Source organism: Bacillus sp. NSP9.1 (assembly GCF_000465465.2).
GTDB lineage: Bacteria > Bacillota > Bacilli > Bacillales > Bacillaceae > Bacillus > Bacillus sonorensis_A.
Genome location: NZ_CP048273.1, coordinates 2,934,054 through 2,948,046, shown reverse-complemented (window position 1 = coordinate 2,948,046; position 13,993 = coordinate 2,934,054). Strand labels below are relative to the sequence as shown.

The 13,993-nt window shown below is 48.2% G+C and carries 13 protein-coding genes and 1 other annotated feature; of the genes, 9 read left to right on the top strand and 4 right to left on the bottom strand.

Annotated elements, in window-relative coordinates; translation table 11 throughout:
* The first annotated feature begins 73 nt into the window (after nt 1–73).
* Together M654_RS15355 and M654_RS15350 are read left to right on the top strand one after the other, a co-directional pair.
* The gene (locus M654_RS15355) at nt 74–601 is read left to right on the top strand and encodes a DUF1850 domain-containing protein (RefSeq protein WP_236251139.1); all 528 of its coding nucleotides are present in this window, start codon (nt 74–76) and stop codon (nt 599–601) included.
* Nucleotides 594–2,576, top strand: coding sequence for a TRAP transporter permease (locus M654_RS15350; RefSeq protein WP_026587757.1), 1,983 nt, complete (start codon nt 594–596; stop codon nt 2,574–2,576). The genes M654_RS15355 and M654_RS15350 overlap by 8 nt, the downstream gene beginning before the upstream one ends.
* A 36-nt stretch (nt 2,577–2,612) precedes the next feature.
* Here M654_RS15350 and zwf read toward each other — a convergent pair whose 3' ends face one another.
* Nucleotides 2,613–4,076, bottom strand: a complete 1,464-nt coding sequence (gene zwf / locus M654_RS15345; RefSeq protein ID WP_035428361.1) for a glucose-6-phosphate dehydrogenase — start codon at nt 4,074–4,076, stop codon at nt 2,613–2,615.
* Nucleotides 4,077–4,322: 246 nt separating this feature from the next.
* On the opposite strand from zwf, the gene rnz reads away from it, so the two are divergent.
* A complete protein-coding gene (rnz, locus tag M654_RS15340) occupies nt 4,323–5,243 on the top strand; it encodes a ribonuclease Z (protein WP_026587755.1) in 921 nt (306 codons plus the stop codon).
* Between the two features lie 119 nt (nt 5,244–5,362).
* The gene (rpmG, locus tag M654_RS15335) at nt 5,363–5,512 is read left to right on the top strand and encodes a 50S ribosomal protein L33 (protein WP_006637447.1); all 150 of its coding nucleotides are present in this window, start codon (nt 5,363–5,365) and stop codon (nt 5,510–5,512) included.
* A gap of 38 nt (nt 5,513–5,550) precedes the next feature.
* On the opposite strand, the gene M654_RS15330 is transcribed toward rpmG, so the two are convergent.
* Nucleotides 5,551–6,318 carry an alpha/beta fold hydrolase gene (locus M654_RS15330; protein WP_026587754.1) on the bottom strand — a complete coding sequence of 256 codons (768 nt, stop codon included), beginning with the start codon at nt 6,316–6,318 and terminating at the stop codon, nt 5,551–5,553.
* Between the two features lie 128 nt (nt 6,319–6,446).
* On the bottom strand, nt 6,447–7,517 hold the full coding sequence (namA, locus tag M654_RS15325) for an NADPH dehydrogenase NamA (protein ID WP_236251272.1): 1,071 nt from the start codon (nt 7,515–7,517) through the stop codon (nt 6,447–6,449).
* 133 nt (nt 7,518–7,650) lie between these two features.
* On the opposite strand from namA, the gene M654_RS15320 reads away from it, so the two are divergent.
* Nucleotides 7,651–9,273 carry a M20/M25/M40 family metallo-hydrolase gene (locus tag M654_RS15320; RefSeq protein ID WP_026587752.1) on the top strand — a complete coding sequence of 541 codons (1,623 nt, stop codon included), beginning with the start codon at nt 7,651–7,653 and terminating at the stop codon, nt 9,271–9,273.
* A 35-nt stretch (nt 9,274–9,308) separates the two neighbouring features.
* Here the strand turns inward: M654_RS15320 and proC are convergent, their stop codons facing one another.
* Nucleotides 9,309–10,130, bottom strand: coding sequence for a pyrroline-5-carboxylate reductase (gene proC, locus M654_RS15315; protein WP_026587751.1), 822 nt, complete (start codon nt 10,128–10,130; stop codon nt 9,309–9,311).
* A gap of 44 nt (nt 10,131–10,174) precedes the next feature.
* Nucleotides 10,175–10,377: a binding site (T-box leader), on the bottom strand.
* A gap of 144 nt (nt 10,378–10,521) precedes the next feature.
* Between proC and M654_RS15310 the strand changes: the two genes are divergently transcribed.
* From M654_RS15310 to M654_RS15295, 4 genes are all read left to right on the top strand, one after another.
* Entirely contained in the window at nt 10,522–11,475 is a 954-nt protein-coding gene (locus tag M654_RS15310; protein WP_026587750.1) for an MBL fold metallo-hydrolase, read from the top strand.
* Nucleotides 11,476–11,485: 10 nt separating this feature from the next.
* On the top strand, nt 11,486–12,268 hold the full coding sequence (locus M654_RS15305; protein ID WP_026587749.1) for an SDR family NAD(P)-dependent oxidoreductase: 783 nt from the start codon (nt 11,486–11,488) through the stop codon (nt 12,266–12,268).
* Between the two features lie 432 nt (nt 12,269–12,700).
* Nucleotides 12,701–13,426, top strand: coding sequence for a poly-gamma-glutamate hydrolase family protein (locus M654_RS15300; RefSeq protein ID WP_026587748.1), 726 nt, complete (start codon nt 12,701–12,703; stop codon nt 13,424–13,426).
* 55 nt (nt 13,427–13,481) lie between these two features.
* Nucleotides 13,482–13,988, top strand: coding sequence for a DUF3189 family protein (locus tag M654_RS15295; protein WP_026587747.1), 507 nt, complete (start codon nt 13,482–13,484; stop codon nt 13,986–13,988).
* Nucleotides 13,989–13,993 lie beyond the last annotated feature (5 nt).

Below are 13,993 nucleotides of genomic sequence, written 5' to 3'. Positions count from 1 at the left end.
GAATCATCCCGAAATCGATAGACCGCTTTTAGGTGAAACGACGGTCTATCGATTTTCTGTTCGGTATGAGGATGTGGAAAAAATAAGAAAAAAGAAGCTGGTGAAAGGGCTGGCCGCATTATCATTTATCTTCATAGCGATTGCAGCATGTTTGATACCATATCAGCCGGCCGTTGTATTCATGAAAGAAGACAGCGGTGATCTCATCGCTTTTCTTCCCCTCCAAAAGAAGAAAAACTTTGATGTGATCTATACGCATTCCATCCACAAAACAAAGGTGGTTGAATCGTATGTATGGGAGAACAAAAAGATCAGACAAACAGCTTTGAGCTATCATGATCCGGCAGTCGGAATGCCGGCGAACGCGGGAGAAGGGGAAAAGCTCGTCATCAAAAACGGCATATACACCATCTCCAATATGAAGCGGACATTCCCATATATCGATATGAGAATCGGGAGAGTCAGGGCGAACCACCGGATCAGGTACAACGGCAAAGTCCATGAATTAAAACGGTATATCCGCCCCGGCTCATGGACAAGGATGTCCGTTCAAAAATTAAATGTCTTGCAACAATTGAGGGGAGTGAAGATAAATGGCTGAGCAAAAGGAGCACATTGCTGAACTTTCTGAAAAAGAGCAGCAGGAACTGCTGGAAAAATACGATCCGGAACAGGGAACGAGAAAGCTGAAGGGATTGGCGGGGGCCATATCATTTATCGGTTTGCTCGCATTTTCATTGTTTCAATTATATACAGCCATTTTCGGGGTCTTTCCGGCTCAAATTCAAAGGTCCGTCCATTTAGGATTTGCGCTCGGTCTGATCTTTCTCTTGTTTCCGGCGACAAAACGCATGCGGAAAACCGGCAAGTTTAAAGTGGCCTGGTATGATTGTCTGTTAGCCGTTATGGGAGCCGGTGTCGGCGCCTACTGGGTCATCAATTATAAAACGATTGTCGGCGGCATCGGCCTGATTACAACCACCGACTTTTATGTCGGTCTTCTGGCTGTCCTTTTGGTATTGGAAGCGACAAGAAGGGCTGTCGGCCTGCCGATTACGATCATCGCCGGCTTGTTTCTTCTTTACGGGCTTTACGGCTCCTATCTGCCGGGGTTTCTGTCTCACAACGGGCTGACTTTGGAAAGGCTTGTCCAAACGATGTATTTTACGACAGAAGGGATCTTGGGAACGCCTCTTGCTGTTTCCTCGACCTTTATCTTCCTGTTTATTTTGTTCGGCGCGTTTCTCGTCCGAACAGGAGTGGGGCAATATTTTAACGATCTTGCCGTTGCCATCGCCGGAAGGAGCACGGGCGGGCCCGCCAAAGTAGCGATCTTCTCCAGCGCCCTTCAAGGAACAATCAGCGGCAGCTCCGTTGCCAATGTCGTCACTTCGGGGTCGTTTACGATTCCGATGATGAAAAAGCTTGGCTATAAAAGGGAGTTTGCCGGTGCCGTTGAAGCGTCCGCATCGACTGGCGGACAGCTGATGCCTCCGATTATGGGGGCGGCCGCCTTTTTAATGGTGGAATTCATCGGCGGCGGGATTACGTATTGGGATATTGCAAAAGCGGCGATGATTCCGGCTGTTCTTTACTTTACAGGCATTTGGATAATGACGCATTTTGAAGCGAAGCGCCTGGGGTTGCGGGGGCTATCAAAAGAAGAGATGCCGAATCGGAAGGAAGTATTTAAAAAGATTTACCTCCTGTTGCCGATCATTTCAGTCGTCTTGCTGCTCATGTCGGGAATCATCGTCATGCATGCCGCGCTGTACTCGATCGTGCTGGCTATTGTTGTCGGTTTTTTCAACAAAGAAACGAGGCTGGGGCTGAAAGGGATTGTGCTCGCTTTGGCTGAAGGGGCGAGAATGGCGCTTTCAGTGGCCGCGGCAACGGCTGCAGCCGGGATTATCGTCGGCGTCGTTACAAAGACGGGGCTCGGGCTTAAGCTGGCAAACGGACTGCTCGACTTGGCGGGCGGCGCATTATTGCCTTCACTCTTTTTGACGATGGTCGCCGCTTTGATCCTCGGAATGGGGTCGCCGACAACGGCGAACTATGTGATCACATCCACGATTGCCGCGCCTGCCTTGATCTTATTGAATGTACCGGATCTGTCGGCCCACCTGTTTGTCTTTTATTTTGGCATTGTGGCGGATATCACCCCGCCTGTTGCCCTGGCCGCTTTTGCGGCGGCGGGCGTTGCGGGAGGGGAGCCGATCAAAACCGGAATCAATTCCGCCAAACTCGCCATCGCCGCTTTTATTATTCCGTATATATTCGTCCTGTCACCGGAGCTTCTCATGATAGATGCCCACTGGTATGAGATCATCTGGGTGATTGTGACCGCATTGTCAGGGATGATTGCCATCGGGGCCGGGATGATCGGCTTCTGGATGAGAAAAGTGTTTTGGTATGAAAGAATATGGGCGGCGCTTAGCGGTCTATTGCTGATTTATCCCGAAGGATATACAGATTTGATCGGGCTCGGAATGTTCGTTCTCCTGTTCGTCCTTCAGCTCATGTGGAAGCGGGACAGAAGCCGCCCGGAAGAAGTTTCGGCTTTAAAAGCGTAAAAAAACAGCCTTCATATTGAAGGCTGTTTTGCTGTATTAAAGCGGCCACCAATGGAAGCCGTCTTTGGCGAGAAGATCGTCGGAAGCTTTAGGACCCATAGAACCTGCTTCATAGTTTGGAGAAAGTGTTTTGTTCTCTTCCCAATGCTGTGAGATCGCATCGACAAAGCTCCAGGAAAGGGCGACTTCATCCCAATGGGCGAAGTTTGTCGCGTCTCCGTGCAGACAGTCCAAAATCAGCTTTTCATAAGCTTCAGGCGTGTTGATCCCGTCGCCGCAATTATGGCAGTAGTCGAGTTTAATCGGCTGTGCAAATGTGCCGCCGCCAAGCTTTCTCGCATTTAAATGAAGGGTGATGCCTTCATCCGGCTGGATATGGATGACCAAAAGGTTTGGATGCATCGTATTTCCGTTTCCGTAGTAAAGGTTCATCGGAATATCTTTAAATTGCACGACGATCTGCGTCGATTTTTTCTGCATTCGTTTACCAGTTCGGATGTAAAACGGCACTCCGGCCCATCTGAAGTTGTCGATCAAGAGTTTTCCTGCAACGAATGTCTCCGTATTGGAGTCTTTCGCCACATTTTGCTCATCGCGATAGGCGGGAACCTGCTTGTCATCAATCACACCTGCATCATACTGCCCGCGCACGAAAAATTGATCGACTTCGTCCTTTTGAACCGGGCGGAGGGCTCTGAACACCTTGACTTTTTCGCTGCGGATTTCTTCGGTATTCAGCTTGATTGGCGGTTCCATCGCAAGAAGCGCCACCATCTGAAGAATATGGTTTTGCACCATGTCTCTCAGCGCACCCGATTTTTCATAATACCTCGCCCTGTCTTCAACACCTAAATCTTCGCTAGAAGTAATTTGAATGTTCGAGATGTACCGGTTTGTCCAGAGCGGCTCAAATATCGCATTGGCGAAGCGGATGACCTCGATGTTTTGCACCATTTGCTTGCCAAGGTAGTGGTCGATCCGATAAATCTGGTCTTCCGTAAATGCTTCGCGTATTTCCTGATTCAATGCTTTTGCACTTGGCAGGTCGTGGCCGAACGGTTTTTCGATGACAAGCCGCGACCATCCTGTTGTGGAAGTGACGCCTTCCGATTTTAAAAACTTCGCGATGGTTCCGAAGAATTCAGGCGCCATCGCCAAATAAAACATCCGGTTATTCGGAATATCATATGTACTTTCAAGCTTTTCCAACAGGCTGTTTAATTCCTGATATGAGCCTGGGTTTGTCACATCGAACGGATGGTAGTAAAAGTGAGAGGTGAACTCATCTACATCCTTCTCATTCAACGGAAATTTCGAAATTGACTGCTGAACGGTGTCGCGGAGGTCTTCATTCGTCCACGGGCGTCTGCCAACGCCGACGACAGCAAATTCTTTGCCGATCTGGCCGTTTTCATACAGCCTGTGGATGGATGGATATAGTTTTCGTTTTGCCAAATCCCCTGTTGCGCCAAATATAACGATTACTGCTTTTGGTTGCATTTGATCTTTTTTCAACTAAACGTACCTCACTTTTTCGAGCATAAGTTTATTTTCTTCATTTTAAAGCTAATAATCCTGTAAAGCAAACATTTGAGCTGATTTCATATGAAAAGTTTACCGAAAACAGGCGGGGAATTGTGCTCAGGATCGAGGCTGAATGTACGCTAAAAGGCCTGCATTTCTTTTTTTTTCGACTTCCTGTATGCTTGTAGGTAAGATGTTGATCAGCAACAGGAGGAAAGGATATTGGAATTATTATTTTTAGGAACGGGGGCAGGTATTCCTGCAAAAACAAGAAATGTGACATCTGTCGCACTGAAGCTTTTGGAAGAACGGCGGTCTGTCTGGCTGTTTGATTGCGGGGAAGCCACACAGCATCAAATCTTACATACATCCATTAAACCGAGAAAAATCGAAAAAATCTTTATCACCCATCTTCACGGGGACCATGTATACGGACTGCCGGGCCTCATCAGCAGCCGCTCTTTTCAAGGAGGGGAGAGCCGCCTGACCGTTTACGGGCCGAAAGGAATCAAAACGTTTCTTGAAACCGCGCTCGAAGTCACGGGAACGTATGTCACGTATCCATTGGTCATCGAGGAGATTGAAGAGGGAACAATCTTTGAAGACGACCAGTTTACCGTAACGGCAAAACGAGTCTCTCACGGAATAGCGGCTTTCGGATACCGGGTGCAGGAAAAGGATATACCCGGGGCTCTTGATGCCGGAGCCTTAAAAGAGATCGGGGTTTCCCCGGGACCGGTCTATCAAAAATTGAAAAACGGTGAAACGGTGACACTGGAAGATGGACGGACAATCCATGGTCCGGACTTTATCGGCCCGCCGAAAAAGGGGCGGATAGTCGCATTTTCCGGAGATACGAAGCCGTGTGATAATGTAAGACTGCTGGCGGAGGGAGCTGATGTGCTCGTGCATGAAGCGACATTTGCCAAAGGCGACCGGGAACTGGCCGGTGATTATGATCACAGCACAGCCGAGCAGGCTGCCGAAACGGCCAAAGAAGCCGGCGCCAAGACATTGATTCTTACTCATATCAGCGCCAGATATCAGGGGGAAAGCGTCAGTGAATTGGTCGATGAAGCACGCGAGGTTTTTCCAAACAGCACGGCGGCTTATGACTTTTATGAGTTTGATGTGAACAGATGACAGACGGTGAAAAAAGCTTCTTGTTCCGCTAATCAGGAACTTCAGAAGCTTTTTTTGTTGACAAGAAGCCGCAGTCCTGTATAATAAAGCGTAATGATTACGTTTTAAGGAGGATCAGCATGAGAGTTAAAATTACATTGGCATGCACTGAGACAGGAGATCGAAATTATATCACGACAAAGAATAAACGCACGAACCCGGACCGGCTGGAATTGAAAAAATATTCCCCGCGTCTGAAAAGATACACGATCCATCGTGAAACAAAATAATCAAAAACCAGCGGTCTCTGACCTGCTGGTTTTTTATATTAATTAGCGGTTTGGTACGTAAAACCGTACTGTTGTGCGGCATACCATACATCATAAATGGCGAGCTGAACGATATGGGGCTCATCAAGGTGGATCAAATGAGAGCTGTTTTTCGCCTGAATCCAGCCGCTTTGATGTGAAAGCGACAACAGCCGGCTGTGCAGCTTCAGCCATTCTTGATGGGCTTTTTTCATAACAGGCGTCCGTTTTCCAGCCGAAAGGACGAGTAAAGGGATGGTCCCTAAATGATCTTCTTCCTGTTTCAGCATGTTCAGGCTTTGCTCAAATTCTTCATGTGAAGCTTCGAGAGAAAATTGATTGAAGTAGTCTTCGCGCGCTTTTTCAGGCAAAAGGGGCAGCACTTTCCGCTCCTGGTCTTCACATGCGGGGTCGAGCAGGACCATGCCGACGACGTCATCGGGAAAACGACTTGCGAAAAGTCTGGCGATGACGGCGCCGAAGGAATGGGCGACAAACAAGTATGGCGGCTTAACCTCTGCTGCATCCAGGAGCCCTATAAGCTCCTTCACCATTTGATCCGCCGTCCTTTTTTTGCGGGACGGTCCGCTCTTTCCAAGGCCGGCGCGGTCATATGCAAAAAGCCCGAGATCTTCGTCTATATCCGGTAAAATCGGCGCCCATGTATCCGAAGAAAAACCGTAGCCCGCTTCAAAGATAATGGTGGCGCAACTGTTTCCTTTGCGATGTTTTGTATGAAATCTACACCCTTCAACTGTATATGTTTTTTCCATAATATTTGGATTCATGGAGGTCATCCTCTCTCTGTATATGGTGTTCTACTAGGAAAGACGCATAATAGAGGAGGATCGTTTCTCTCGGAATGGAAAAAAAGAAATATCCCGCGGAAAACGGGATATTTTTTAAAGTTTGCTGCTTACCAGGCTCTGCCGTACTGAACAGGTCCTTCGATTTCTGTATTCAGCTGTTTTGCCGCCGTTTTTGGCCAATACGGATCTCTGAGAAGCTCTCTTGCTACAAAAATGAGGTCTGCGCGGCCGTTTTGGAGAATTTCTTCCGCCTGCAATCCGTTTGTAATCAAACCGACAGCACCTGTTTGAATGTCCGCTTGTGCACGGATCGTATCGGCGAAGCCGACCTGGTATCCAGGGAATACGTTGATATTAGCAGGTACGACTGCACCGGAGCTGACGTCAATCAAATCAACGCCTTGTTCTTTCATCCATTTGCCAAAGCCGACGTAATCGGCTACATCAAGGCCGTTTGTCTGATAGTCAGAAGCTGAAACGCGCACGAATAAAGGACCGTCCCATACTTCTTTTACCGCGTCGATCACTTCGCGAAGCAGGCGGTAGCGGTTTTCCGGAGATCCGCCGTATTCGTCTTCGCGCTTGTTGGAAAGAGGTGATAAAAATTCGTTGATCAAATAGCCGTGGGCTCCGTGAATTTCAATGATATCAAAGCCCGCAGCTTTCGCGCGTTCCGCGCCTTTTTTAAATGCCAGAACGGTGTCTTTTATATCATCTTTTGTCATTTCAACAGGTGTCCGGGAGTTTTCGTCAAAAGGAATCGCAGACGGTCCGTAGATGGCCCCGTCAACTTCTGACTTTCTTCCGGCGTGAGCCAGCTGAATCGCCGTTTTGCTGCCGTAAGGTTTGATTTGCGATGTTAAAGCGGCCAGGCCTTCGATATGTTTGTCATCCCAGATTCCTAAATCCTGATCGGAAATTCTTCCTTCAGGCTTGACGGCGGTGGCTTCAACCATAATCAGCCCGACTTGTCCGACGGCGCGTGTTATGTAGTGCGTCATGTGAAACGGCTGCACTTTCCCATCCTTTTCATGGGAGGAATACATGCACATTGGCGACATGACGATACGGTTTTTTATTGTAACCCCTTTTAAGCTCCATGGTGTAAACAGTTTTCGATTACTCAATCTTTTTCGCCTCCCGTAAGTTTTCGAAACGATTATACCAATTCGGACCATCCTCGTCATATAAACTGCTCAAGTCGTTTCCGTATATACCAATTTTCTGTACAATAAAATTGTCTATTATTCTATTTTTATCAACATATGATTTCGAATATATCTTCGGCAATCAGAAGAGGAGGCTTGCTTCATGAAATGGCAGACAGAGGAGGAACTAAAGCAGCTGCTCGTTTCTCTCATTCAATATGAGAGCATATCCGGTACGGCTGGGGAAGTAGCGCTTGCAGAGTATATGTACAATGTATTAAAGGAGCGGTCATATTTTCAAAAGCATCCGGAGCATTTGAAGCTTCATCCGATGAAAGACGGACGCTGGTTTTTGACAGCGCTTGTCAAACAGTCGCCGAAAAAAAATACGGTGCTGCTCATCAGCCACTTTGATGTCGTTGATACAGCGGATTATGGGGAATTTCAGCACATGGCATGCAAACCGCCGGAACTGATGGATGCATTGACGGAAAAAAAAGAATCGCTGCCCGATCGGGTCAAAAAAGACTTGGAAAGCGGCGAGTGGCTGTTCGGAAGGGGGAGCATGGATATGAAAGCGGGTCTTACCGTTCAGTTATCCATGCTTGAACGGGCCATGAACGGCGAGTTCGACGGAAACCTTCTTCTCATCACCGTACCGGATGAAGAAGTCAATTCACAGGGGATGATTGAAGCTGTGCCGACGCTGAAAGCGTGGGAAAAAGCATTTGACCTGCAATATACATCCTGTTTAAACTCCGAACCGATGTTTGAACAATACCCGGGGGACCCGAAGCACTACGTCTATTCGGGAAGCATCGGCAAAGTGCTCGCCGGATTTTTCTGCAAAGGGATTGAAACGCATGTAGGCGAGCCGTTTTCAGGCTTGAACGCGAATTTGATGGTATCGGAAATCAACCGGCTCCTTGAATTAAGTGCGGACTACTGCGAAGAAGTCGACGGAGAGGTGACACCTCCTCCGGTCAATCTGATGCAAAAAGATTTAAAGGAAGCCTACTCTGTACAGACTCCGCATACGGCCGTGTCGCTGTTCAATGTGCTGACGATGAAGCGTTCGGCAGAGGAGCTTCATCAGCTGCTCATGGATACCGCTAAAAAAGCGGCCGCTAACATCAAAGCGAATATGGAACGGAAAGCACTGGACTTTCAGCGGTTCGCCGCTTTTACGCCAATTGAGCGGACCATCTCCGTCCTCACCTTTGGCGAATTGTGGGATAGAGCAAAAGAAAAAGCCGGCAGGGCTGAGGCGGAGCGGATTCTTCATTTTGCGTTCGCCAACAGAGGAGAGCTTGGCGATCGCGATTTTTCCACGAAATTGGTTTCCGACCTGGCTTCGCTCTGCAAAGATGACACCCCCATGATCGTGTTATTTTACAGTCCGCCGTTCTACCCTGCCGTTTCTTCAAAAGACGACCCGCTCATCCGCAAGGTGATCGGCGAAGTGACGGACTATGCGGAGGAGCGGTACGGCTTTGAGTTTCAGGAAATTCAATATTTCCCTGGACTTTCGGATCTAAGCTATCTTCAGCTGCAAAAACAGTCGATTTCCGCTTTTACAGACAACATGCCGCTGTTTAATCATGGCTATTCACTGCCTTCCGGACAAGAGAATGCGCTCTTTGTGCCGGTTATTAACATCGGACCCGTCGGCAAAGATCCTCATAAATGGACGGAGCGCCTTCATGTGCCTTTTTCATTCGGGAAACTGCCCGATCTGCTTCAGTTTGCAATTCAGAGATTGCTATCTAGTAATGTGCAGCTTTAAAGGAAGACCGGAACGGTTTTGATTCGTTCCGGCTTTTATATGTGGACGGCAAACTGCTTTCTGATCTCTTGAGAACGGTGTGCGGCTTCTTTTATACACGATATGACCGTTTGTTCAAATTGCAGCTCTTCGAGAACCCGAATGCCGGCTTCCGTCGTACCTCCCGGGCTTGTGATGTCCTTTCGCATCAGAGACGGGTCTCTTCCGGTTTCCAGCATTTTGACTGCTCCCGCCATCATGTCGGTGATCAGCTGTTTCGCCGTCCCTTCATCAAGACCCAACTCCCGGGCCGACGCCTCCAGCGCTTCCACAAAACGGTAAACAAAAGCCGGACCGCTTCCCGCGATGGCTGTCACCGCATCGAGTGCCGCTTCTTCCACGATTGTGACGCTGCCGATCGTCGCAAAAAGTGCCGAGGCTTCCTCAATCTGCGCCGCTGAAACAAGCGGGCCGGCCGCAAGGGCTGTCGCCGATTGCTGAATGGAAGCCGACGTATTTGGCATCGCCCGGACAACCGGCAGTTCTTTTCCTGTGTAGTGCTGAATTGTATCAATCGGAATGCCGGCAAGAATCGAAATCAGCAGCTGTTCTTCTTTTAAATGCGGTGCAATGGCGGCAATCCCGTCTGCGGCGTCTTTCGGTTTCATCGCCAACACAAGTGTATCTGCAAAGCCGATGACTTTTGCTGTATCGGTTTCGCCGCGCACTCCGTACGTTTCTTCAAGCTCTTTGAGCCGGACGCTGTTCGAATGATTTGTAACGGCAATCTGACCGGGCGCAACCGCACCGTTTTTGACAAGTCCTTTCATCATCGCTTCGGCCATCGAACCCGCTCCGATAAATCCAATTCGTTTCATCTTTAAGTCCTCCTTTTAAAAAAACAAAAAACCTTTTCGTCTTCTTAAAGGACGAAAAGGTTTCGCGGTACCACCTTCATTAGCATATGACATGCTCAGCTCTTGTCCCGTAACGCGGGAAACGTTTAGGTTTGCCTAAGCGCTCTGAGGGCAGGTTCAACAGGAAAGCGGGCTGTGAAATCTTTCAGCCGGGAATTTCACTCTCTTTAACCATTGCCTGTTTACTATTCCTCTTCATTGCGTCTTCTTATGATCAGCATCATATATTTGTTGTTCATTATGCAATGAGGGGCGAGCGTATGTCAACAGGCAGGTGAAGCAAAAATGACACACGAGGGGGAAAAAGGTAAAATATGATCAACGTCAATTTGCAGGATAGGAGAAGAACATGATGACAGAAGAACGTATTATCCCCGTTTCGCTGCCGACTCCGTTTGCGATCGGAGACGTCAACATTTATTTGGTGATAGGAGAGGCGCTGACACTGATTGATGCAGGCCCGAAAACAAAGGAAGCTGCCGGGATTTTAACAAGAAAGCTCGGCGAACTCGGTCTGACGGTAAGCGATATTGACCAGGTGGTGCTGACCCATCATCACGCAGACCATGCCGGTTTATTGGATGAATTGCCCGACGGGATCAAGATCATCGGCCATCGCTATAATGAACCGTATATCAGCCAAAATCCCGCCTTTATCCAAAAACAGCAGTCCTTTTTTACATATCTGTTTCATAAGCTCGGCGTCCCGGTTGATATCAGTCCAGTCAGCCTCGCGATCAAGCAGTCGTACCGGTATTCGTGTAAACGGTCGTTGACGCAAACCGTTTCAGAAGGCGATCGGATTGACGGGCTCAAAGGGTGGCGGGTTCTTGAAACACCGGGGCATGCAGCTTCACATATCGTCCTTTATCATGAAACAAACGGCAGCATGTTCGGCGGAGATTTGCTGTTGAAACCGTCTTCTTCCAACCCTTTATTGGAAATGCCGCAAGAAGGAAAAGAGCGTCCGACGCCGCTTTTGGATTATCTATCATCACTCAAACGCCTGCCTGAGCTTCCATTACAGGTGATTTTCCCCGGCCACGGCGAAAGGATTTATGATGCTGGGGAGCTGATCGCCAAGCGGCTGGAAAAGCAGCAAAACAGGGCGGACGAGGTATACCGCATGCTTGCGGAAAGACCTCATAGCGCATTTGACCTGTGCCGGAAGCTGTTTTCCTCGGTCTATGAGAAGCAGCTGTTTTTGACAATGTCTGAAACGGTCGGCCAGCTTGACGATTTGGCGGCGCGCGGCCGCATCACAAGCGAAGAAAGAATCGGAATTCAATATTATCGTACAAAGTAGGTGAAGAAGGATGAAAAAAAGCTTAATAGACAAAAGGGTTATGATCACAGGCGCTTCAGGCGGACTTGGCGAACGGATCGCCTATTATTCCGCAGCGGCAGGAGCGGAAGTGATTCTCGCGGCGCGCAGAGCAGAGCGTCTTGACCAATTGAAGGAAAAAATATCGACCGAGCTCCATGCAAAGTGCCGGACGATCGTTCTGGATGTCAGCCGGACGGACGAAATTGCAGCGGCATTCGAAGAGGCCGGGCCGATTGACATTCTCGTCAATAATGCGGGCTTCGGGATCTTTGAGCCGGCCTTGGAATCATCTCTTGAAGATATGAAAGCGATGTTTGAAGTGAATGTCTTTGGCCTGATTGCCTGCACGAAGCTGGCACTCCCGCGTATGATCGCGCAAAACAGCGGTCACATCATCAATATCGCTTCACAGGCCGGCAAAATTTCTACCCCGAAGTCAAGTCTTTATGCTGCGACAAAGCATGCGGTGCTTGGGTACTCCAACAGTCTGAGAATGGAGCTTGCCGGAACAGGAGTCCATGTGACTACGGTAAATCCCGGTCCGATTAAGACCGATTTTTTCAAGACAGCCGATAAAAAGGGTGATTATGTGGAAAGCGTCGGGAAATGGATGCTGGACGCCGATCAAGTGGCGTTGAAAATCGTTTCGATCATGATGACGAACAAGCGTGAAATCAATCTGCCGCGCTGGATGAACGCGGTCAGCAAACTATACCAGCTGTTTCCGGCTCTTGTTGAAAGGGCTGGCCGCAGCGCTTTTTATAAAAAGTAGTCCGAACCGCATTCGGCGGGTTCTAAAAAAACGGATTTGCCCCAAGGCAAATCCGTTTTTTTTATTGGTTTACTCCCTTCCATCAGAGAATGAGGGACGCAAAATATCATATAAAAGCAGGAAGACTTTTACCCTTTAAAAAAATGGAAGCGCTTCATCTGTTCAAGCTTCGGCGACCTGTGATCTGAAGGCACCGAGGCCGTGTGAGGCGATCGATATAAAAACAGCGTCTCGAAACACTTCCGGTGCGTCTGGAAACACGGCGGGGCCGCTTTTTAAAAATAAGGTAAAGGTCGGTTTCATTCCGCTGTAATCGACATATAAAATGGCAAATGGACGAAAGGTATCAGTAAATTTTTACCATATTATGAAAATGCCGAAATGAAAGGAAGAATGACGAGAACAAAATACGCTAAAAAGGAGTTTCAAACAGTGCGGGAAGAATGGAACCAAGTGATGAAAAAACGTTGCATCATCGGGTTGATCATGGGAGTATGCACATGCGTCTTTTGTCAATTTCCGCTGGACAATAAAGCGTCGGCGGCTTTGGATAAGTACGTAAACTTTGCCGAGCTTGCTGAAAACGAAATAGAAGGGGAGGATTATCGTATAGAATATACCGACATGGGAACGGATCTCCTGGTTTTATCTCCGCACGGCGGCGGGATTGAAGGCGGGGTCAGCGAACTTGTCCGGGCGTTCAGCGATGAGTATTCAACCTATTTGTTTGAAGGAATAAAGCCGTCACAAAATTGGGATCTGCACATTACGAGCAATCATTTCGATGAGCCGACAGCGCTGGAAGCGGTTAGCGCACACAACTATATTTTGGCTTTTCATGGATATGAGGATACGGAAGAACATACCCTTGTCGGGGGAACGGACAAAAAAGGCGGACAGGCCATCACCAAGGCGCTGAAGGAGCATGGCTTTTCGGCTGAACTGGTGGATCAAGACCACAAATTTGCCGGGACAGATCCGGACAATCTGAATAATAAATGTAAAACGGGATTAAGCATTCAATTGGAGATCAGCACTCCTCAGCGGGAGGCTTTTTTTGCGCGGTTCGGATTGAAGACGAGAGAAAGCACGTCGAATGAACGGTTTAATGAATATGTAGCAGTCATCAAAGAAGTGTTGGAAGAAAGATTGAAATAAAGAATGTATATTTAGGCTACATTAAAGACAAGACGTCAAGCAGAGGGTGATCATGTTGATTTATATTTACAATTGTTATGGCGGCACCCATTCATCTGCACTGGCCGCCGCTTATCATCTTAAGAAACTTCCGCTCAGCAGAAAGCCGACCAAAAACGAAATATTAAACACGGATTGCTTTAACCGGCTCAGCCCCAAAGAAATGGGGAAATTAATCTATCACGGACTTGATGAAGAAGGCAGCAAGGTGTATACGATCGGCAGGGGATCATCAAAAGCCGTTATTCCGGCCATGCGGGGAGTCCTTGAACTGTTTGAAAACAGTGGAATGCTCAGTGAAAAAGTGATTTTTTCAAATACATCTCCCACAGTCCCATTAGCCATGACCTTTGGGGGCTTGTTTTCAAGAAGGCTGAAAATCGATCCGCTCGGCGTACCATTATTGGTTTTGGGTTCACAGCAGGCCTATCAAGATATCATCCAACTTGTTGAACGCACGAAAAAGCACGCGAAAACAACCTCTTCTTTCATTGATGTGCTGGACAATGGCTTTCTTGATTGAATGAT